Origin of the sequence: Pseudomonas sp. FeS53a, assembly GCF_000931385.1 — a bacterium.
Lineage (GTDB): Bacteria > Pseudomonadota > Gammaproteobacteria > Pseudomonadales > Pseudomonadaceae > Metapseudomonas > Metapseudomonas otitidis.
This window is the reverse complement of record NZ_JYFT01000057.1, coordinates 31,088-48,911: the sequence shown is the minus strand read 5'-3', so window position 1 is coordinate 48,911 and position 17,824 is coordinate 31,088. Positions and strand designations below refer to the sequence as shown.

Sequence of the window (17,824 nt, the reverse complement as noted above, 5' to 3'; positions counted from 1 at the left end):
GCAAGTGCCGTGCCGGGGCGCTGGAACAAGGGTAGACCGGAATGCAAGCGCCCCGCCCCAGAGCGGGGCGTTTGCATTCCGGTCTACCCTTGTTCCAGCGCCCCGGCACGGCACTTGCAGTACAGCCCGCATGATTTTCTGACTTTCAGGTCAGAAAAATATTGACCGAAAAGTCAACGGACTCTAAATTCGCGGCCATACGAGCCCTCGTAAACAACAATAAAGTGCCTGGAGGTCTTCCTTGATCCAGTTTCTACTCAACCGGGAGCTGCGCACCGAACATGCGCTCGACCCCAACGTCACGGTGCTGAACTACTTGCGTGAGCACCTGGGCAAGACAGGAACCAAGGAGGGCTGCGCCTCCGGTGATTGCGGCGCCTGCACCGTGGTGGTGGGCGAGGTGGTCGACGACCGCATCCGCTACCGCACCCTCAATGCCTGCCTGACGTTCGTCTCCTCGCTGCACGGCAAGCAGCTCATCACCGTCGAAGACCTCAAGCACAAGGGCCAGCTGCACAGCGTCCAGCAGGCCATGGTGGACTGCCATGGCTCCCAGTGCGGCTTCTGCACACCCGGCTTCGTCATGTCGCTGTTCGCCCTGCAGAAGAGCCGGGCCGCCTCCGGCAGCACCGGCTACGACAAGGCACAGACCCTGGAAGCCCTGGCCGGCAACCTGTGCCGCTGCACCGGCTACCGCCCGATCCTCGATGCCGCCGAGCAGGCCTGCTGCCAGGCGCAGCCCGACCAGTTCGACGCCGCCGAAGCCGAGACCCTCGCCCAGCTCAAGGCGATTGCCCCGCGCGACACCGCCGAGCTGAACAGCGGCGACAAGCGCTGCCTTGTGCCGCTGACCATCGGCGACCTGGCCGAGCTCTACGTCTCCAACCCGCAGGCCCGCCTGCTGGCCGGCGGCACCGACCTGGCCCTGGAAGTCACCCAGTTCCACCGCGAGCTGCCGGTGATGATCTACGTCGGCCACATCGACGCCATGAAGCGCATCGAGACGGATGCCGACTTCATCGAGATCGGCGCCGCCACCCCGCTGTCCGACTGCTACGAGACCCTGTCCCGCGAGTACCCGGATTTCGGCGAACTGCTGCACCGCTTCGCCTCCCTGCAGATCCGCAACCAGGGCACCCTCGGCGGCAATATCGGCAACGCCTCGCCCATCGGCGACGCGCCGCCGCTGCTGATCGCCCTCGGCGCCGAGATCGTCCTGCGCAAGGGCAACCAGACCCGGACCCTGCCGCTGGACGAATACTTCCTGGACTACAAGGTCACCGCCCGCCAGGAGTCCGAATTCATCGAGAAGGTGCGCGTGCCCCGCGCCCGCAAGAACCAGGTGTTCCGCGCCTACAAGGTCTCCAAGCGCCTGGACGACGACATCTCTGCCGTCTGCGCCGCCTTCAACCTGGTGATCGAGGACGGCGTGGTGCGCCGCGCCCGCGTCGCCTTCGGCGGCATGGCCGGCATCCCCAAGCGCGCCAGCGCCTGCGAACAGGCCCTGGTCGGCTCCGCCTGGTACCCGGGCACCGTCGAGCGCGCCTGTGAAGCCCTGGCCCAGGACTTCAGCCCCCTCACCGACTTCCGCGCCAGCAAGGAATACCGCCTGCTGGCGGCCCAGAACCTGCTGCGCAAGTGCTTCCTCGAACAGCAATCCCCAGCCGTCGAAACCCGGGTGACCGCCTATGTCTAAGCACCATTTCAAGACCCAGGAAGAACTGGCGGCGCTGTTCCGTGCCGACATCACCACCGGCGTCGGCAAGAGCGTCAAGCACGAGAGCGCGCCCAAGCACGTCACCGGCGAAGCGGTGTACGTCGACGACCGCCTGGAGTTCCCCAACCAGCTGCACGTCTATGCCCGCATGAGCGACCGCGCCCACGCACGCATCGTCCACATCGACACCCGCCCCTGCTACGCAATCCCCGGCGTGGCCATCGCCATCACCGCCGAGGACGTGCCCGGGCAACTGGACATCGGCCCGGTGGTGGCCGGTGACCCGCTGCTGGCGGACGGCAAGGTGGAATACGTCGGCCAGGTGGTGCTCGCCGTGGCTGCCGACAGCCTGGAAACCGCACGCAAGGCCGCCATGGCCGCCCTCATCGAGTACGAGGACCTGGAGCCCGTGCTCGACGTGGTCGATGCCTACCGGAAGAAGCACTACGTGCTCGACCCGCACCAGCACAAGCGCGGCGACTCCGCCACCGCCCTGGCCGCTTCGAAGCACCGCCTGCAGGGCCACCTGCACATCGGCGGGCAGGAGCACTTCTACCTGGAGACCCAGATCTCCTCGGTGATGCCCAGCGAAGACGGCGGCATGATCGTCTACACCTCCACCCAGAACCCCACCGAAGTGCAGAAGCTGGTGGCCGAGGTGCTGGGCGTGCCGATGAACAAGATCGTCATCGACATGCGCCGCATGGGCGGCGGCTTCGGCGGCAAGGAAACCCAGGCCGCCGGTCCGGCCTGCCTCTGCGCGGTGATCGCCCACCTCACCGGCCGCCCCACCAAGATGCGCCTGCCGCGCATGGAGGACATGAGCATCACCGGCAAGCGCCACCCCTTCTACGTCGAGTACGACATCGGCTTCGACGACCAGGGCCTGCTCACCGGCATCGAACTGCAGCTGGCGGGTAACTGCGGCTACTCGCCGGACCTCTCCGGCTCCATCGTCGACCGCGCGATGTTCCACTCGGACAACGCCTACTTCCTCGAACACGCCACCATCAACGGCCTGCGCTGCAAGACCAACACCGCCTCCAACACCGCCTACCGCGGCTTCGGCGGCCCCCAGGGGATGGTCGCCATCGAAGAGATCATGGACGTCATCGCCCACCACCTGGGCAAGGACCCGCTGGCGGTGCGCAAGCTCAACTACTACGGCAAGGACGAGCGCAACGTCACCCACTACTACCAGACCGTCGAGCACAACCTGCTCGCCGAGATGACCGCCGAGCTGGAAGCCAGCGCCGAGTACGCCCAGCGCCGCGACGCCATCCGCGCCTTCAACGCCCAGAGCCCGGTGCTGAAGAAAGGCCTGGCGATGACGCCGGTGAAGTTCGGCATCAGCTTCACCGCCACCTTCCTCAACCAGGCCGGCGCGCTGATCCACGTCTACACCGACGGCAGCATCCACCTGAACCACGGCGGCACCGAGATGGGCCAGGGCCTCAACACCAAGGTCGCCCAGGTGGTGGCCGAAGTGTTCCAGGTGGACATCTCGCGCATCCAGATCACCGCCACCAACACCGACAAGGTGCCCAACACCTCGCCGACGGCCGCCTCCAGCGGCACCGACCTGAACGGCAAGGCCGCGCAGAACGCCGCCGAGACCATCAAGGGTCGCCTGGTGGACTTCCTCGTCGGGCACTTCAAGGTCACCCCCGAGGACGTGGAGTTCAAGAACAGCCAGGTGCGCGTGCGCGACCAGTACCTCGCCTTCGAAGAGGTCATCCAGCTGGCCTACTTCAACCAGGTCTCGCTCTCCAGCACCGGCTTCTACCGCACGCCGAAGATCTACTACGACCGCGACAAGGCCGCCGGCCGCCCCTTCTACTACTTCGCCTACGGCATGGCCTGCTGCGAAGTGCTGGTGGACACCCTCACCGGCGAGTACAAGATGCTGCGCACCGACATCCTCCACGACGTCGGCGCCTCGCTGAACCCGGCCATCGACATCGGCCAGGTGGAAGGCGCCTTCGTCCAGGGCATGGGCTGGCTGACCACCGAAGAGCTGGTGTGGAACGCCAAGGGCAAGCTGATGACCAGCGGCCCGGCCAGCTACAAGATCCCGGCCATCGCCGACATGCCCATCGACCTGCGGGTGAAGCTGGTGGAGAACCGCAAGAACCCCGAGCAGACGGTGTTCCACTCCAAAGCCGTGGGCGAGCCGCCCTTCATGCTCGGCATCGCCGCCTGGTGCGCCATCAAGGACGCCGTGGCCAGCATCGCCGACTACAGGGCCCACCCGCAGATCGACGCACCGGCCACCCCCGAGCGCGTGCTCTGGGGCGTCGAGCAGATGAAGGCGCTGCAACGCAAGGCCGAGGCCCCCAGCAACGCCCACGTGGAGCCTGCCTGAGGGCAGTCGGGAGGCGACCGATGAACCCACGTCCGACCCTGCACGACACCCCGGCCCGGCCGGCAGCCGCCACCGACACGCCTCGCCCCGGCGAGCGTGACGACTGGCGCCTGTCCCGCTCGCGCCGCCCGCTGCGCAACTGGAGGCTGAGCCGATGAGCTGGATCAACGCCCTTGCCGAGCTGCAGCAGCGCGGCGAACCCAGCGTGCTGGTGACCATCATCGAAGAGCGGGGCTCCACGCCCCGCAACGCCGGCTCGAAGATGGTGGTCACCGCCGAGCGCATCTACGAAACCATCGGCGGCGGCCACCTGGAGTTCAAGGCCATGGCCATCGCCCGGGAAATGCTCGCGAGCGGCAGCCGCGACACCCGCCTGGAGCGCTTCAGCCTGGGCGCCAGCCTCGGCCAGTGCTGCGGCGGCGCCACCGTGCTGCTGTTCGAGCCGATGGACCAGCCCCAGGCGCAGATCGCCCTGTTCGGCGCCGGCCATGTCGGCCGCGCCCTGGCCCCACTGCTCGCCAGCCTGCCGTGCAAGGTGCACTGGATCGACTCGCGGGAAAGCGAATTCCCCGAGCAGGTGCCCACCGGGGTGGAGAAGGTGGTGAACGACGAGGTGGTCGACGAAGTCGACGCCCTGCCCTCCGGCAGCTACTTCATCGTCATGACCCACAACCACCAGCTGGACCTGGAGCTGACTGCCGCGATCCTCAAGCGCAACGACTTCGCCTACTTCGGCCTCATCGGCTCGCGCACCAAGCGGGTCAAGTTCGAGCACCGCCTGCGCGAGCGCGGCTTCGCCAGCGAAACCGTGCAGCGCATGCGCTGTCCCATGGGGCTGGCCGAGGTCAAGGGCAAGCTGCCGGTGGAGATTGCCATCTCCATCGCCGGTGAGATCATCGCCACCTACAACGCCACCTTCGGACAGAAGGACAATGGCCAGGACGTGAAGAAGGGAGAAACGGTCGCCCGGCTGGTGCCCAGCTCCCGCCGCGAACAGGCCTGACCAGACCACACAACGGAAAGCGGGCGGCCACCCCGGCGCCCGCTTTTCCACGCCCGCGCGAAACGCGGGCCCTCAAGTACCGCATTGACCGACGAGACTGCCATGACCCGCTTGACCGCCTACCGCTCCGCCCTCCTCCACAGCATCGCCGACCCCGCCGAGGTGGGCGTCGAGGCCTCCTATGAATACTTCGAGGACGGCATCCTGCTGGTGGAGGATGGCCGCATCGCCCGCATCGGCCACGCCCGCGACCTGCTGTCAGAGCTCGACGGCGTGGAGATCCGCGAATACCCCAACGCGCTGATCACTCCCGGCTTCATCGATACCCACATCCACTACCCGCAGACCGGCATGATCGCCTCCTACGGCGAGCAGCTGCTGGACTGGCTGAACACCTACACCTTCCCCACCGAGCGCGCCTTCGCCGACCTGGCCCACGCCCGCGAAGTGGCCGACCTGTTCCTCGGCGAGCTGCTGCGCAACGGCACCACCACCGCCCTGGTGTTCGGTACCGTGCACGCCACCTCCGTTGACGCCTTCTTCGAAGCCGCCCAGGCGCTGGACCTGCGCATGATCGCCGGCAAGGTGCTGATGGACCGCAACGCCCCGGACTACCTCACCGACACTGCCGAATCCGGCTATGCCGACAGCAAGGCGCTGATCGAGCGCTGGCACGGCAAGGGCCGCCTGCACTACGCAGTGACCCCGCGCTTCGCCCCCACCAGCACCCCCGAGCAACTGGAGCTGGCCGGCAAGCTCTACGGCGAATACCCCGGCCTGTACATGCACACCCACCTCTCCGAGAACAAGGCGGAGATCGAATGGGTCAAGTCGCTGTTCCCCGAGCGCAAGGGCTACCTGGACGTCTACGACCACTACCGGCTGATCGGCGAGCGCTCGGTGTTCGCCCACGGCGTGCACCTGTGCGACGAGGAGTGCCAGCGCCTGGCCGAGACCGGCTCTGCCGTGGCCTTCTGCCCCACCTCCAACCTGTTCCTCGGCAGCGGCCTGTTCGACCTGCAGAAGCTGGAGCAGCATGGCGTGCGCGTGGGCCTGGGCACGGACGTCGGCGCCGGCACCAGCTTCTCCCAGCTGCAGTCGCTGAACGAGGCCTACAAGGTCATGCAGCTGCAGGGCAAGAAGCTCGACCCGTTCAAGTCCCTCTACCTCGCCACCCTGGGCGGCGCCCGCGCGCTGTACCTGGACGACCACATCGGCAACTTCCAGGCCGGCAAGGACGCCGACTTCGTCGTCCTCGACTACCAGGCCACCCCGCTCATGGCCTACCGCATGCAGCAGGCCCGCAGCCTGGCGGAGAAGCTGTTCGCGCTGACCATCCTCGGCGACGACCGCACCGTGAAGGAAACCTTCGCCGCCGGCCGCTCGGTGCACCAGCGCGCCTGAGGTTTCGCACACGCAGAAACGCAACGGGGGGCCAAATGGCCCCCCGTTGCGTTGCAGCAGTGCGGATCAGTCTTCGCGGTAGCGACGCAGCTTCAGCGACTTGCCCGCCACGCGGGTGTCCTTCAGCTTGCCCAGCAGGCGATCCAGGCCCTCTTCGGGCAGCTCGATCAGGCTGAAGGTCTCGCGGATCTGGATACGACCGATGGCTTCGCGCGCCAGGCCACCCTCGTTGAGGATGGCGCCCAGCAGGTTCTTCGCGGCGATGCCGTCGCGGGTCCCCAGGGCGGTGCGGCAACGCACGCGGCCTTCGCCGACCGGCAGCGGCGCACGACGCTCGCGGTATTCACCGCGCTCGCCACGCTCACCGTCACGCTCACGGCGCTCGCGGGGCTGGGGAGCACCCGGCACCAGCGGCTGCTCGCGCTCCACGTCCGCCAGGTTCAGCGACTGGCCGTTGGTGGCCTTGCGCAGCAGCGCAGCGGCCAGGGCACGCGGGCTGCAGCCGATGTCGGCGATCAGGCGGTCGAGCAGTTCACCATGGCTGGCCTCGGCGTCGGCCACCAGGGGGGCCAGGCTGTTGGTCAGCTTCCGGATCCGTGCATCCAGTACCTGGGGCGCGGTGGGCAGGCGGACTTCGGCAACCTTCTGGTTGGTCACGCGCTCGATCACCTGCAGCATGCGGCGCTCGCGCGGGGTGACCAGCAGCAGGGCACGGCCCTCACGACCGGCACGGCCGGTACGGCCGATACGGTGCACGTAGGACTCGGGGTCGTACGGCATGTCCACGTTCACCACGTGGGTGATGCGCGGTACGTCGATGCCGCGGGCAGCGACGTCGGTGGCGACGACGATGTCCAGGCGACCGTCCTTGAGGGACTCGATCACGCGCTCACGCTGGTTCTGGGCGATGTCGCCGTTCAGCGCAGCGGCCTTGTAGCCCTTGGCTTCCAAGGCGGAGGCGAGGTCCAGGGTGGCCTGCTTGGTGCGCACGAAGGCGATCAGCGCATCGAACTCCTCGACTTCCAGCAGGCGCAGCACGGCACCGACCTTCTGGTCGGCGTGGACCATCAGGTGGGCCTGCTCGATGCGGGCCACGGTCTGGGTCTTGGCAGCGATCTTGACGTGCTGCGGCTCTTTCAGGTGACGCTCGGCGATCGAACGGATCGACGGCGGCAGGGTGGCGGAGAACAGCACGCTCTGACGGCTTTCCGGCAGGGCCTCGAAGATCACTTCGAGGTCTTCCATGAAGCCGAGCTTGAGCATCTCGTCCGCTTCGTCCAGCACCATCTGCTGCACGGTGGCGAGCATCTTCTCGTCACGGCGCAGGTGGTCGCACAGGCGGCCGGGGGTGGCCACGATCACCTGGGCGCCCTGGCGCAGGGCCTTGAGCTGCGGGCCCATGGGCGCGCCGCCGTAGACGGCCACGACGTTCAGGCCGGGCATCTGCTTGGCGTAGGTTTCGAAAGCGGTGGCGACTTGCAGTGCGAGCTCGCGGGTCGGTGCCAGGATCAGCGCCTGCGGCTCACGTTTGGCCGGATCGATACGGGAAAGGATCGGCAGCGCGAAGGCTGCAGTCTTGCCGGTACCGGTCTGGGCCTGGCCGATCATGTCGTGCCCGGCGAGGATCACCGGAATCGACTGGGCCTGGATGGGGGAAGGCTCTTCGTAGCCCACTGCAGCGATGGCAGCGAGAACATTGGGGTGAAGGCCGAGCGCGGCGAATCCGCCGATATCCTGGGTCATGGGTATGCCTCATGTGCATCCGCAAAGACCCAAACCCAAAGCTGCATATGCCGAAAGACCTTGTGGGTCACCCTGGCAGCCTGGGAGAGAATTTGCGAGTTGCTTATTGGTTGGAGTGTTACGTCTAGGGTAGTCCGCGATGCGGACGGTGCAGCTGAAGGCGAATGCCCCGAAAGATGCAGTTCCTGAACGGGGCCCGGTTTAGGGCCGGCGCGCATCATACAGTAAAAGCTGACAAGCGCGCAGCGTTTTTCTCACGCAAAGCGCCAGACGGCTCTGGTCGCATGGACAACGCCACACGCAGCGGCTATATCCTCCGAGCCCCCGCCCCTTCCCTCCGAGGACCGCCTCCATGTCCCACGCCCAAACCGGCCGCGTGACCCGCGAACAGCGCGGCCACATCCTGCTGCTCGGCCTCGACCGCCCCGCCAAGCGCAACGCCTTCGACCAGGCGATGCTCGACGACCTGGTGCTGGCCTTGGGGGACTACGAGCGGGACGACGAAGCGCGCTGCGCGCTGGTGTTCGCACACGGCGAGCACTTCACCGCCGGCCTCGACCTGGCCAACGTGGCCGAGACCTTCCGCAACGGCTGGCAACTGCCCGAGGGCGCCGTCGACCCCTGGGGCACCTTCGGCGGCCCGCGCCTGAGCAAGCCGCTGCTGGTGGCCGTGCAGGGCTACTGCTTCACCATCGGCATCGAACTGATGCTCGCCGCCGACATCAACCTCTGCGCCAGCAACACCCGCTTCGCCCAGATGGAAGTCCAGCGCGGCATCTTCCCCTTCGCCGGTGCCACCCTGCGCCTGCCCCAGGTGGCGGGCTGGGGCAACGCCATGCGCTGGCTGCTCACCGGCGACGAATTCGACGCCCACGAAGCCCTGCGCCTGGGCCTGGTGCAGGAGGTGCTGGCCAGCGAAGAGCTGATGCCCCGCGCCCTCTGGCTGGCCGAGCGGATCGCCGCCCAGGCACCACTGGGCATCCGCGCCACCCTCGCCTCCGCACGGCAGGTGGTGAACGAGGGCGAACTCGCCGCCGCCCGTGCCCTGCCGGCAGTCGCCCAGCGCCTGCTGGCCTCGGAGGACGCCCAGGAAGGCCTGCAGGCCATGCTGGAGCGCCGCCCCGGTGCCTTCAAGGGACGCTGAGGCCATCGCACCGCTGCTGATCCTGCTGCCGGGCCTGGACGGCAGCGGCCTGCTGTTCGAACCGTTGAGCAAAGCCCTTGCCGGGCGCCTGGACTGCCAGGTGCTCGGCTACCCGACGGTGGCGCCCCAGGACTACGACAGCCTCGTCGAATGGGCAGAACACCAACTGCCGAAAGACCGGCCCTTCATCCTGCTCGGGGAGTCCTTCTCCGGCCCCGTCGCTTTGAAGCTGGCCCTGCGCCGCCCACCCGGCCTGAGGGCTCTGGTGCTGGCCTGCAGCTTCGCCCATCGCCCTCGCCCGGGCATCGTGCTTCTTGAACCGCTGATCCGCCGGATGCCCCTCGACGCCGTGCCGGGCTGGCTGCTGCGCTTCGCCCTGCTGGGCACCGACGCGCCCGCGTCAACCCTGGCGGCCCTGCGCCACAGCCTGTCCCTGGCACCGCCGGCCTGTCTCGCCTCGCGCCTGCGCGCCGTCGCCACGGTGGACCTGCGTGCGCGCCTGGGCGAGCTGCAGGTTCCGCTGCTGTACCTGCAGGCCCGGCAGGACCGGTTGGTGCCGGCACGGGCCGCACGGGCAGTGGCCCAGCGCACCCGAGCCTTCAGCCTGGTCCGCCTGGACGGCCCCCATGCGCTGCTGCAGGCCCACCCCCAGGCCTCGGCGGAAGCCATCGTGGCGTTCTCCCGGCTGCACCTGGGTGTGAACTGATCGCTGGGAAGAGATGACCGCCGTCACCCTGCACCCTCCCGGAGCTTTTCTATACTCGCTGCACCACCTTGGACTGGACTGCCACGTGCCCGCCAAAGCGATCTGGATCATCGCCCTGCTCTGCCTCGCATTCGGCCTCCAGGCACAACCACGCCAGGTGGACCTGTACCTGCCCGATGCACCACCGCTGACCCTGGTCCAGGACGCCAAGGGCCACGGCATCGTCGGCGACGCCGCTCTCCTCGCGCTCAAGCGCGCCGGCTACCGGGTGCGCATCCGCGTCGAGCCCTGGGCCCGGGCGCAGAAAACCGTCATGGACGGCCACGACCTGCTGATCATTCCCCTCTCCCGTACCCCCGAGCGCGAAGCCCATTACACCTGGGTGGCCCCGGTCATGGCGCTGGACCGGGTGTTCTTCAGCCTCGACGAGCCGGTGAAGAGCTTCGAGGAAGCGCGCCAGCGCTACCGGCAGATCGGTGTGGGGCTGGGCACCGCCCAGAGCGACATCCTCCACCGCGAAGGCTTCGCAGACGAACAGATCCGCCACCTGGTGCTGGGCGACAAGCCCGCCCAGCTGTTGCTGATGGGGCGCATCGACGCCTGGTTCACCGGCGTGACCGAAGGGCTCTACATCTGGCCCCAGGTCACCGACCGCAAGCTGCACATGAGCCCACCCCTGGCCACCACCGACCTCTACATCGCCTGCTCGCGCCAGTGCGACCCGCAGCTGACCGACGCCGTCGCCCACGCCATGCAGGCCCTGCGCGACGAAGGCCGGGTGCAGCGCATCCAGAAGCACTACCTGCCAGGGGTGCAGTGAACGGGAGCGTCCTGCCCGCGCGCAGGTGTCAGAAGTGCTTGCCCGGATCTTCCGGCGGCGTTTCCTCGGGCAGCTCCTCCAGCTTCAGCTCCAGGCCCCAGCTGGCTGCGTCCTGGGTACGGGTCGCGGCCGGTGGCGGGGTGGGTGCGGCGGCGGGAGCGGGCGTCGGTGCGGGAGCCGGGCCGTCGCGGTAGAGCTTCAGCTTGAGGCGCAGGTTGTTGGCGGAGTCGGCGTTCTTGATCGCCTCGTCCTCGCTGATGGCACCTTCCACCACCAGGTCGAACAGCGCCTGGTCGAAGGTCTGCATGCCCAGGGCCTTGGACTTCTCCATGATCTCCTTGATGGAGCTGAAGTCACCGCGCTTGATCAGGTCGCTGATGGTGGAAGTGCCCAGCAGCACCTCCACCGCCGCGCGACGCTTGCCGTCGGAAGTGCGCACCAGGCGCTGGGAGACGAAGGCCTTGAGGTTGTTGCCCAGGTCGTTGAGCAGCTGCGGCCGGCGTTCCTCGGGGAAGAAGTTGATGATGCGGTCCAGCGCCTGGTTGGCGTTGTTCGCGTGCAGGGTGGAAATGGCCAGGTGACCGGTGTCAGCGAAAGCCAGGGCGTGCTCCATGGTCTCGCGGTCGCGGATCTCACCGATGAGGATCACGTCCGGCGCCTGGCGCAGGGTGTTCTTCAGGGCGGCGTGGAAGCTGCGGGTGTCCACCCCCACCTCGCGCTGGTTGATGATGGATTTCTTGTGCCGGTGCACGTACTCCACCGGGTCCTCGATGGTGATGATGTGCCCGCCGCTGTTGCGGTTGCGGTAGTCGATCAGCGCCGCCAGGGAGGTGGACTTGCCGGAGCCGGTGCCGCCGACGAAGAGCACCAGGCCGCGCTTCTCCATCACCACCTTGAGCAGCACCTCGGGCAGCTTGAGGTCCTCGAAGCGGGGGATGTCCAGCTTGATGTTGCGCGCAACGATGGAGACCTCGTTGCGCTGCTTGAAGATGTTGATGCGGAAGCGCCCCACGTTGGGCACCGAGATCGCCAGGTTCATCTCCAGCTCACGGTCGAATTCGACGCGCTGCTCCGGGTCCATGATCGACTCGGCGATACGCGCCACGTCCCCCGGCTTGAGCGGGTCGGCGCTCAGCGGCTTGAGCACGCCGTTGAACTTGGCGCAGGGCGGCGCGCCGGTGGACAGGTAGAGATCCGAGCCATCCTGGGAGGCAAGGACCTTCAGCATCGAAGGGAGATCCATGGGGCGTGTATCCGTGGGGCGGGACAAGGTAACGGTAGGCGAATTTCGCCAGTGGGCACGGCATGTGCCGTGAAGGCGACGAACTGTATGGCCCGGCCCGTGGCTGGCACAATGAACGGCTCCACAAACCAAGAGGAAATCCCATGGCCAAGGCCCTTGCCCGCCACATCCTGGTCAAGACCGAGGCGGAAGCCGAACAGATCAAGCAGCGCCTGGCCAAGGGCGAGGACTTCGCCGTGCTGGCGAAGAAGCACTCCATCTGCCCGTCCGGCAAGCGCGGCGGCGACCTGGGCGAAGTGCGCCCCGGACAGATGGTGCGGGTGATCGACCAGGTGATCTTCAAAAAGCCGGTGCGCACCATCCACGGCCCGGTGAAGAGCCAGTTCGGCTATCACCTGGTGCAGGTGTTCTTCAGGGACTGAAACAGTCCTACGCGCACCGTCGAGGCATTCCCCCTCCTCCATCGGCCAGCCCCTCCGGAAGCACCGATGGCCTTCCGCTACCGTGGGCGGCTTTCGAATCTGATAGAGGAAGCCGACCATGTGGTTTGCCAGGAAGAAGCCGGCCGCGCCGCCCGTATCGCTGGGAGAGCTCGAGTTGCGGGCCATCCGCAACGCCATGGCGATGATCGAGTTCAGCCCGGACGGCACCATCCTCGATGCCAACGCCGCGTTCCTCGGCGTCGTGGACTACCAGCTGGACAACGTACTGGGGCGCAACCACAGCCTGTTCTGCACCCCGGAACTGGTGCGCAGCCCGGCCTACGAGGAGTTCTGGCGCCGCCTGCGGGCCGGCGAGCACTTCAGCGACCGCTTCATGCGCCTGACCCGCAGCGGTCGCCAGGTATGGCTGGAGGCCACCTACATGCCGGTGCTGGATGAAGCCGGCCAGACCATCCGCATCCTCAAGGTCGCCACCGACATCACCCGCCAACTGGAAGCCGAGCACGTCCACGAGAGCTACGTGAACGCCATCAACCACGCCATGGCGGCCATCGAATTCGACCTCGAAGGCAGGGTGGTGGGCGCCAACGCCAACTTCCTCGGCCTGATGGGCTACAGCCTCGACGAGGTGCAGGGCAAGCACCACAGCCTGTTCTGCTGCCCCGACGAAGCCAGCGGCAGCGACTACCAGCACTTCTGGGACCGCCTGCGCCACGGCGAGTACATCTCCGACCGTTTCCGCCGGCTCACCCGCTCCGGCAGCACCATCTGGCTGCGCGCCACCTACAGCCCGCTGTACGACTCCACCGGACGTCCCTACGGCGTGGTCAAATTCGCCACCGACATCACCCCCCAGATGCTGCGGCGCGACACCGAAGCCGCCGCCGCGCAGCTGGCCCAGGACATCGCCCGGGAAACCGACATCACCGCCGACCGGGGCACCCGCACCGTCGCCGAGACGGTCCAGGTGGTCACCGAGATCGCCGACGACCTGGCCGCCGTGGCCGGGCAGATCGAAGGCCTCAACCAGCAGTCGGAGCAGATCACCAACATCGTCCAGGTGATCCGCTCCATTGCCGACCAGACCAACCTGCTGGCGCTCAACGCCGCCATCGAGGCCGCTCGCGCCGGCGACCAGGGGCGCGGCTTCGCGGTGGTGGCCGACGAGGTCCGCCAACTGGCCTTCCGCACCAGCCAGGCCACGGTGGAGATCAAGGCCGTGGTGCAGCAGAACCAGAGCCTGGCGCACGATGCCGTGACCGGCATGGCCACCACCCAGAGCCGCGCACAGCGCGGCGTCGAACTGGCCAACCAGGCCGGCACGGTGATCAACGAGATCCGCTCCGAGGCCCAGCGGGTGGTGGATGCCGTGGCGCAGATCGCCCTTTCCTACACCGACTGACAGCCACCTGCGGAGCCCCTCCGGACGGCGCCCGTCACCCCGGGGGGACTCCGATTGTTCGTACAGCAGCCGTACAGCCAATCTCATCTACGCTTGGCTTCGAGCCTGGACGGCTCCAACGGCACCACAGGGAGCGTATCGACCCCCATGCAGACCTCACCGACCATGCGCTGGCAGCGACTCGCGATCCCCGTCCTTCTTCTCCTGTTGCTCCTGCGTCTCATCGCCGCCTGGGCACTCCCCCTCACCGACAAGACCGAAGCCCGCTACGGCGAGATCGCCCGCAAGATGTGGGAGACCGGCGACTGGGTCACCCTGTGGCACGACTACGGCGTGCCCTTCTGGGCCAAACCGCCGCTGTCCACCTGGCTCTCCGCCGGCAGCATGGACCTGCTCGGCGCCACGGAGCTGGCGGCACGGCTGCCCTCGCTGCTGCTGGCCGTGGCCACCCTGCTGCTGGCGTGCAGCCTGATCCGCCAGCGCAGCGGCCGTGACGCCGCCCTCGCGTGCGCGCTGATCCTCGGCAGCGGGCTGCTGTTCCTCGGCACTGCCGGCACGGTGATGACCGATTCCGCCCTGCTGTTCTGCGTCACCTTCAGCCTGGTGGCCGTCTGGCGTGCCGTGGTCCTCGGCAGCCGGGCCTGGGGCTACCTGCTGTTCATCGGGCTGGGGCTCGGCCTGCTGGCCAAGGGCCCGATCGCCGGCGTGCTGGTGGGCATGCCGGTGTTCTTCTGGGTGCTGCTGGGCAACCGCTGGCGTGCCCTCTGGCAGCGCCTGCCCTGGCTCACCGGCATCCCCCTGATGCTGGCCATCGCACTTCCCTGGTACCTGCTGGCGGAACACCGCACCCCGGGCTTCCTGAACTACTTCATCGTCGGCGAGCACCTCAGCCGCTTCCTCGATGCCGGCTGGAAGGGCGACAAGTACGGCTTCGCCCATGCCACCCCGCGCGGCATGATCTGGCCCTACACCTTCGCTGCCCTGCTGCCCTGGTCGCTGGTCATGCTGGCCTGGCTGGCGCGCCACGGTCGCCAGTTGCCCCGCCTGGTGCGCGACGAGGACGGCTGGGTGCTCTACCTGGCGTTCTGGACGCTGATGACGCCGCTGTTCTTCACCCTCTCCGGCAACATCATCTTCCCCTACCCCATGCCCATGCTGCCGGGCTGCGCCCTGCTGTTCGCCGAGCTCTGGCTGCGGGCCCGGCGCAACCCCGACAGCGGCAGCGCCCTGCCCCTGATCGCCGCCATCGGCGCCCTGCTGCTGGCCGGTGTGCTGGCAGTCACTCATTTCCAGGGGGACCGCTACCTGCGTACCCAGAAGGACGTGATCGCTGCCTGGCGTACCCAGCATCCGTCGCCGGCCAGCGCGCTGGTGTACTGGAGCGACAGCCGCGCCTTCTCCGCCGAGTTCTATTCCCACGGCCGCGCCCGCACCACCGCGGACCCGGAGCAGCTGCGCGACTGGCTGAGCGGCCGCCCCGGCAGCTTCATCGTCTGCCAGGACAAGGACCTGCGCCTGCTGCCGGCGGACATCCGCGCCCGCTTCGAACCCGTGGCGCAGGTGCGCAACGTCGGCAACACCTTCCTGCTGCTGGGCGAAGCCGCCCCCATCCTGGACGCCGAGGACCATCGCCATGACTGATTACCAGGTCCCGCCCTACCTGCTGTCCCTGCGTGCCCAGGAGCGGCCGGCCGATCCGCTGGTCAGCTGCATCCTGCCGGCCTACAACGAGGCGGCCAACATCGTGCCGATGCTGCAGACCCTGCACGCCCTGCTCGACGCCGCCGGCTACCGCCACGAACTGGTGGTGGTGGACGACGGCAGCCGCGACGACACCGTGCAGCAGGTACTCGGCCAGCTGGATGCCCTGCCCGTGACGCTGATCCAGCTGTCGCGCAACTTCGGCAAGGAGATCGCCCTGAGTGCCGGCATCGACCAGGCCCGGGGCGACGTGGCGGTGCTGATCGACTGCGACTTCCAGCACCCGCCGGAGCGCGTCCCGGACTTCCTCAAGCAATGGCGCCAGGGCTACGACATGGTCTACAGCGTGCGCGAACACCGCCGTGGCGAGCCCTGGATCAAGCGCCTGTGCACCCACGCCTTCTACCGCCTGACCAACAGCGGCTGCCGGCACAAGATGCCTCCGGACACCCAGGACTTCCGCGTGCTCGACCGCTGCGTGCTGGAGGCCCTGCGCCAGATGCCCGAGCGCAACCGCTTCATGAAGGGCCTGTACCACTGGGTCGGCTTCACCCAGCGGCCGATGATCACCCGCGTGGACGAACGCCGCGCCGGCCACAGCAGCTTCAACTACCGGCGCCTGCTGGACCTGGGCATCACCGGGCTCACCGCCTTCTCCAACCTGCCCCTGCGCATCTGGACCCTGGTGGGCTGCACGATCTCCCTGCTCGCCATCGGCTACGCCTTCTGGGAGCTGATCCACACCCTGCTGTTCGGTAACCCGCTGCGGGGCTGGCCGACCCTGGCCGTGGCGGTGTGCTTCCTCGGCGGGGTCCAGCTGCTGTCCATCGGCATCCTCGGCGAATACGTCGGGCGCATCTTCGACGAGGTCAAGCAGCGCCCCAACTACCTGATCAGCCGCATCAGCAGCCGCGACCGGGAACCCCGCCCTTGAGCCGCGAGCTGTTCTGGTTCGGCGTGGTCGGCATCAGTGCCCTGCTGGTGCACTTCGCCAGCGTGGCTTGGGTGCTGGTGCCCCTGGGGCTGGCGCCGCTGCTGGCCAACGTGCTGGGCTTCCTGCTGGCCTTCCAGGTCAGCTACTGGGGCCACCGGGTGCAGACCTTCCGCGCCACTGGCGTGCCCCATCGCCAGGCCCTGCCACGCTTCTTCGCCGTCGCCTGCCTGAGCTTCGCGGTCAACGAAGGGCTCTACGCCCTGCTGCTGCAGCACACGGCCCTCGGCTACCGCCCGGCCCTGCTGCTGGTCCTGGTCCTGGTGGCCGGGATGACCTTCGTGCTCGGCAAGCTCTGGGCCTTCCGCCTGCCGGGGAGTGCCGGATGAACAGCCACGCCCGCCCACCCCGCCGGCTGACCCTGTGCGCCGACGACTTCGCCCAGACCGACGCCACCAGCGGCGCCATCCTCGCGCTGCTGGGCGCTGGGCGCCTGTCGGCCACCAGCGTGATGAGCCAGTCGCCGCTGTGGCCCGAGCACGCCCGAGCACTCAAGGCCTTCGACGGTCAGGCGGACATCGGCCTGCACTTCAACCTGACCCATCCGTTCGAGCACGGAACCCGTCCACTGCCCTACTGGCTGCTGCTGAGCCAGCTCCGCGCCTTGCCCCGTGCACGGCTGCAGGACCTGGCGCTGGCGCAGATCGACCGCTTCACCGAGCACTTCGGCCGCCTGCCGGACTTCATCGACGGGCACCAGCACGTGCACGCCTTCCCGGTGATCCGCGAGGCGCTGCTGACGGCCATCGAACAGCGCTGGGAAACCATCGCACCGCCCTACCTGCGCGCGCCGGACCGGCTCGCCCACCCCGGCGACAGCGGGCTCAAGGCGCGGGTGCTGGCCAACGCCTGCCGGGGTTTCCAGCAGCGGGCCAAGGCCCAGGGGCTGCGCACGCCGCCCTGGTTCGCCGGCCTCTATGCCCTGACGCCGGAGGCCGACTTCCCAGGGCTCATGCAGGCCTGGCTGGACGCCTGCCCCGACCGTGGCCTGCTGATGTGCCACCCCGGCCACGGCCCGCGCGCCGCTGATGACCCGATTGCAGACGCCCGGGAACGGGAATACGCCTTCCTCGCCAGCGACGCCTTCATGGAGGCCTGCGCTCAGCGGGACATCCTCCTCACGCGCTTCGGCTGATCCAGCC

The 17,824-nt window shown here is 68.0% G+C and carries 16 protein-coding genes and 1 pseudogene; 15 read left to right on the top strand and 2 right to left on the bottom strand.

Translation table 11 applies throughout. From position 1 onward, the window contains the following. Positions 1-241: 241 nt before the first annotated feature. From xdhA to guaD, 5 genes are all read left to right on the top strand, one after another. Positions 242-1,696, top strand: a complete 1,455-nt coding sequence (xdhA, locus tag SZ55_RS17605) for a xanthine dehydrogenase small subunit (protein ID WP_044409069.1) — start codon at positions 242-244, stop codon at positions 1,694-1,696. Next, positions 1,689-4,082 carry a xanthine dehydrogenase molybdopterin binding subunit gene (gene xdhB, locus SZ55_RS17600; RefSeq protein WP_044409066.1) on the top strand — a complete coding sequence of 798 codons (2,394 nt, stop codon included), beginning with the start codon at positions 1,689-1,691 and terminating at the stop codon, positions 4,080-4,082. Before xdhA ends, xdhB begins: the two co-directional genes overlap by 8 nt. Positions 4,083-4,102: 20 nt before the next feature. Continuing rightward, complete coding sequence (locus SZ55_RS28325) at positions 4,103-4,240, top strand: hypothetical protein (protein WP_160158591.1); 138 nt, start codon at positions 4,103-4,105, stop codon at positions 4,238-4,240. Then, entirely contained in the window at positions 4,237-5,085 is an 849-nt protein-coding gene (gene xdhC / locus SZ55_RS17595; protein ID WP_044409063.1) for a xanthine dehydrogenase accessory protein XdhC, read from the top strand. Before SZ55_RS28325 ends, xdhC begins: the two co-directional genes overlap by 4 nt. Before the next feature lie 102 nt (positions 5,086-5,187). Further along, positions 5,188-6,489, top strand: a complete 1,302-nt coding sequence (gene guaD, locus SZ55_RS17590; RefSeq protein ID WP_044409060.1) for a guanine deaminase — start codon at positions 5,188-5,190, stop codon at positions 6,487-6,489. Between the two features lie 66 nt (positions 6,490-6,555). On the opposite strand, the gene SZ55_RS17585 is transcribed toward guaD, so the two are convergent. Next, positions 6,556-8,232 (bottom strand): DEAD/DEAH box helicase, encoded by a 1,677-nt coding sequence (locus SZ55_RS17585; RefSeq protein ID WP_044409057.1) that lies wholly within the window; start codon positions 8,230-8,232, stop codon positions 6,556-6,558. A 352-nt stretch (positions 8,233-8,584) separates the two neighbouring features. Between SZ55_RS17585 and SZ55_RS17580 the strand changes: the two genes are divergently transcribed. From SZ55_RS17580 to SZ55_RS17570, 3 genes are all read left to right on the top strand, one after another. Further along, a complete protein-coding gene (locus tag SZ55_RS17580) occupies positions 8,585-9,376 on the top strand; it encodes a crotonase/enoyl-CoA hydratase family protein (protein WP_044409054.1) in 792 nt (263 codons plus the stop codon). Next, positions 9,357-10,082, top strand: coding sequence for an alpha/beta fold hydrolase (locus tag SZ55_RS17575; protein WP_052807624.1), 726 nt, complete (start codon positions 9,357-9,359; stop codon positions 10,080-10,082). Before SZ55_RS17580 ends, SZ55_RS17575 begins: the two co-directional genes overlap by 20 nt. Before the next feature lie 85 nt (positions 10,083-10,167). After that, positions 10,168-10,902, top strand: a complete 735-nt coding sequence (locus tag SZ55_RS17570; RefSeq protein ID WP_236692451.1) for a substrate-binding periplasmic protein — start codon at positions 10,168-10,170, stop codon at positions 10,900-10,902. A gap of 28 nt (positions 10,903-10,930) precedes the next feature. Here SZ55_RS17570 and SZ55_RS17565 read toward each other — a convergent pair whose 3' ends face one another. Beyond that, positions 10,931-12,145: a PilT/PilU family type 4a pilus ATPase gene (locus SZ55_RS17565; protein ID WP_177329735.1), complete on the bottom strand. Its 1,215-nt coding sequence runs from the start codon at positions 12,143-12,145 to the stop codon at positions 10,931-10,933. A 143-nt stretch (positions 12,146-12,288) separates the two neighbouring features. Here SZ55_RS17565 and SZ55_RS17560 point away from each other — a divergent pair, with 143 nt between their 5' ends. From SZ55_RS17560 to SZ55_RS17535, 7 genes and pseudogenes are all read left to right on the top strand, one after another. Next, positions 12,289-12,567 (top strand): peptidylprolyl isomerase, encoded by a 279-nt coding sequence (locus SZ55_RS17560; protein ID WP_044409048.1) that lies wholly within the window; start codon positions 12,289-12,291, stop codon positions 12,565-12,567. 118 nt (positions 12,568-12,685) lie between these two features. Continuing rightward, positions 12,686-13,429: pseudogene (locus SZ55_RS29150) on the top strand (PAS domain-containing protein); the annotation flags it as partial. A 15-nt stretch (positions 13,430-13,444) separates the two neighbouring features. Then, a complete protein-coding gene (locus tag SZ55_RS29145; RefSeq protein ID WP_232060843.1) occupies positions 13,445-13,990 on the top strand; it encodes a methyl-accepting chemotaxis protein in 546 nt (181 codons plus the stop codon). A 147-nt stretch (positions 13,991-14,137) separates the two neighbouring features. Beyond that, positions 14,138-15,631: an ArnT family glycosyltransferase gene (locus SZ55_RS17550; RefSeq protein ID WP_044409042.1), complete on the top strand. Its 1,494-nt coding sequence runs from the start codon at positions 14,138-14,140 to the stop codon at positions 15,629-15,631. Then, complete coding sequence (locus SZ55_RS17545; protein ID WP_044409039.1) at positions 15,624-16,625, top strand: glycosyltransferase family 2 protein; 1,002 nt, start codon at positions 15,624-15,626, stop codon at positions 16,623-16,625. Before SZ55_RS17550 ends, SZ55_RS17545 begins: the two co-directional genes overlap by 8 nt. Next, the gene (locus tag SZ55_RS17540; RefSeq protein WP_044409036.1) at positions 16,622-17,011 is read left to right on the top strand and encodes a GtrA family protein; all 390 of its coding nucleotides are present in this window, start codon (positions 16,622-16,624) and stop codon (positions 17,009-17,011) included. Before SZ55_RS17545 ends, SZ55_RS17540 begins: the two co-directional genes overlap by 4 nt. Continuing rightward, positions 17,008-17,817: a ChbG/HpnK family deacetylase gene (locus tag SZ55_RS17535; protein ID WP_044409033.1), complete on the top strand. Its 810-nt coding sequence runs from the start codon at positions 17,008-17,010 to the stop codon at positions 17,815-17,817. The genes SZ55_RS17540 and SZ55_RS17535 overlap by 4 nt, the downstream gene beginning before the upstream one ends. The last annotated feature ends 7 nt before the right edge of the window (positions 17,818-17,824 follow it).

What these genes read in the sequence shown, in the direction of transcription:
- xdhB (WP_044409066.1), top strand. Translation starts at nt 1,689, where the DNA reads ATGTCTAAGCACCATTTCAAGACCCAGGAAGAACTGGCGGCGCTGTTC.
- SZ55_RS28325 (WP_160158591.1), top strand. Translation starts at nt 4,103, where the DNA reads ATGAACCCACGTCCGACCCTGCACGACACCCCGGCCCGGCCGGCAGCC.
- xdhC (WP_044409063.1), top strand. Translation starts at nt 4,237, where the DNA reads ATGAGCTGGATCAACGCCCTTGCCGAGCTGCAGCAGCGCGGCGAACCC.
- guaD (WP_044409060.1), top strand. Translation starts at nt 5,188, where the DNA reads ATGACCCGCTTGACCGCCTACCGCTCCGCCCTCCTCCACAGCATCGCC.
- SZ55_RS17585 (WP_044409057.1), bottom strand. Translation starts at nt 8,232, where the DNA reads ATGACCCAGGATATCGGCGGATTCGCCGCGCTCGGCCTTCACCCCAAT.
- SZ55_RS17580 (WP_044409054.1), top strand. Translation starts at nt 8,585, where the DNA reads ATGTCCCACGCCCAAACCGGCCGCGTGACCCGCGAACAGCGCGGCCAC.
- SZ55_RS17565 (WP_177329735.1), bottom strand. Translation starts at nt 12,145, where the DNA reads ATGGATCTCCCTTCGATGCTGAAGGTCCTTGCCTCCCAGGATGGCTCG.
- SZ55_RS17560 (WP_044409048.1), top strand. Translation starts at nt 12,289, where the DNA reads ATGGCCAAGGCCCTTGCCCGCCACATCCTGGTCAAGACCGAGGCGGAA.
- SZ55_RS29145 (WP_232060843.1), top strand. Translation starts at nt 13,445, where the DNA reads ATGCTGCGGCGCGACACCGAAGCCGCCGCCGCGCAGCTGGCCCAGGAC.
- SZ55_RS17550 (WP_044409042.1), top strand. Translation starts at nt 14,138, where the DNA reads ATGCAGACCTCACCGACCATGCGCTGGCAGCGACTCGCGATCCCCGTC.
- SZ55_RS17545 (WP_044409039.1), top strand. Translation starts at nt 15,624, where the DNA reads ATGACTGATTACCAGGTCCCGCCCTACCTGCTGTCCCTGCGTGCCCAG.
- SZ55_RS17535 (WP_044409033.1), top strand. Translation starts at nt 17,008, where the DNA reads ATGAACAGCCACGCCCGCCCACCCCGCCGGCTGACCCTGTGCGCCGAC.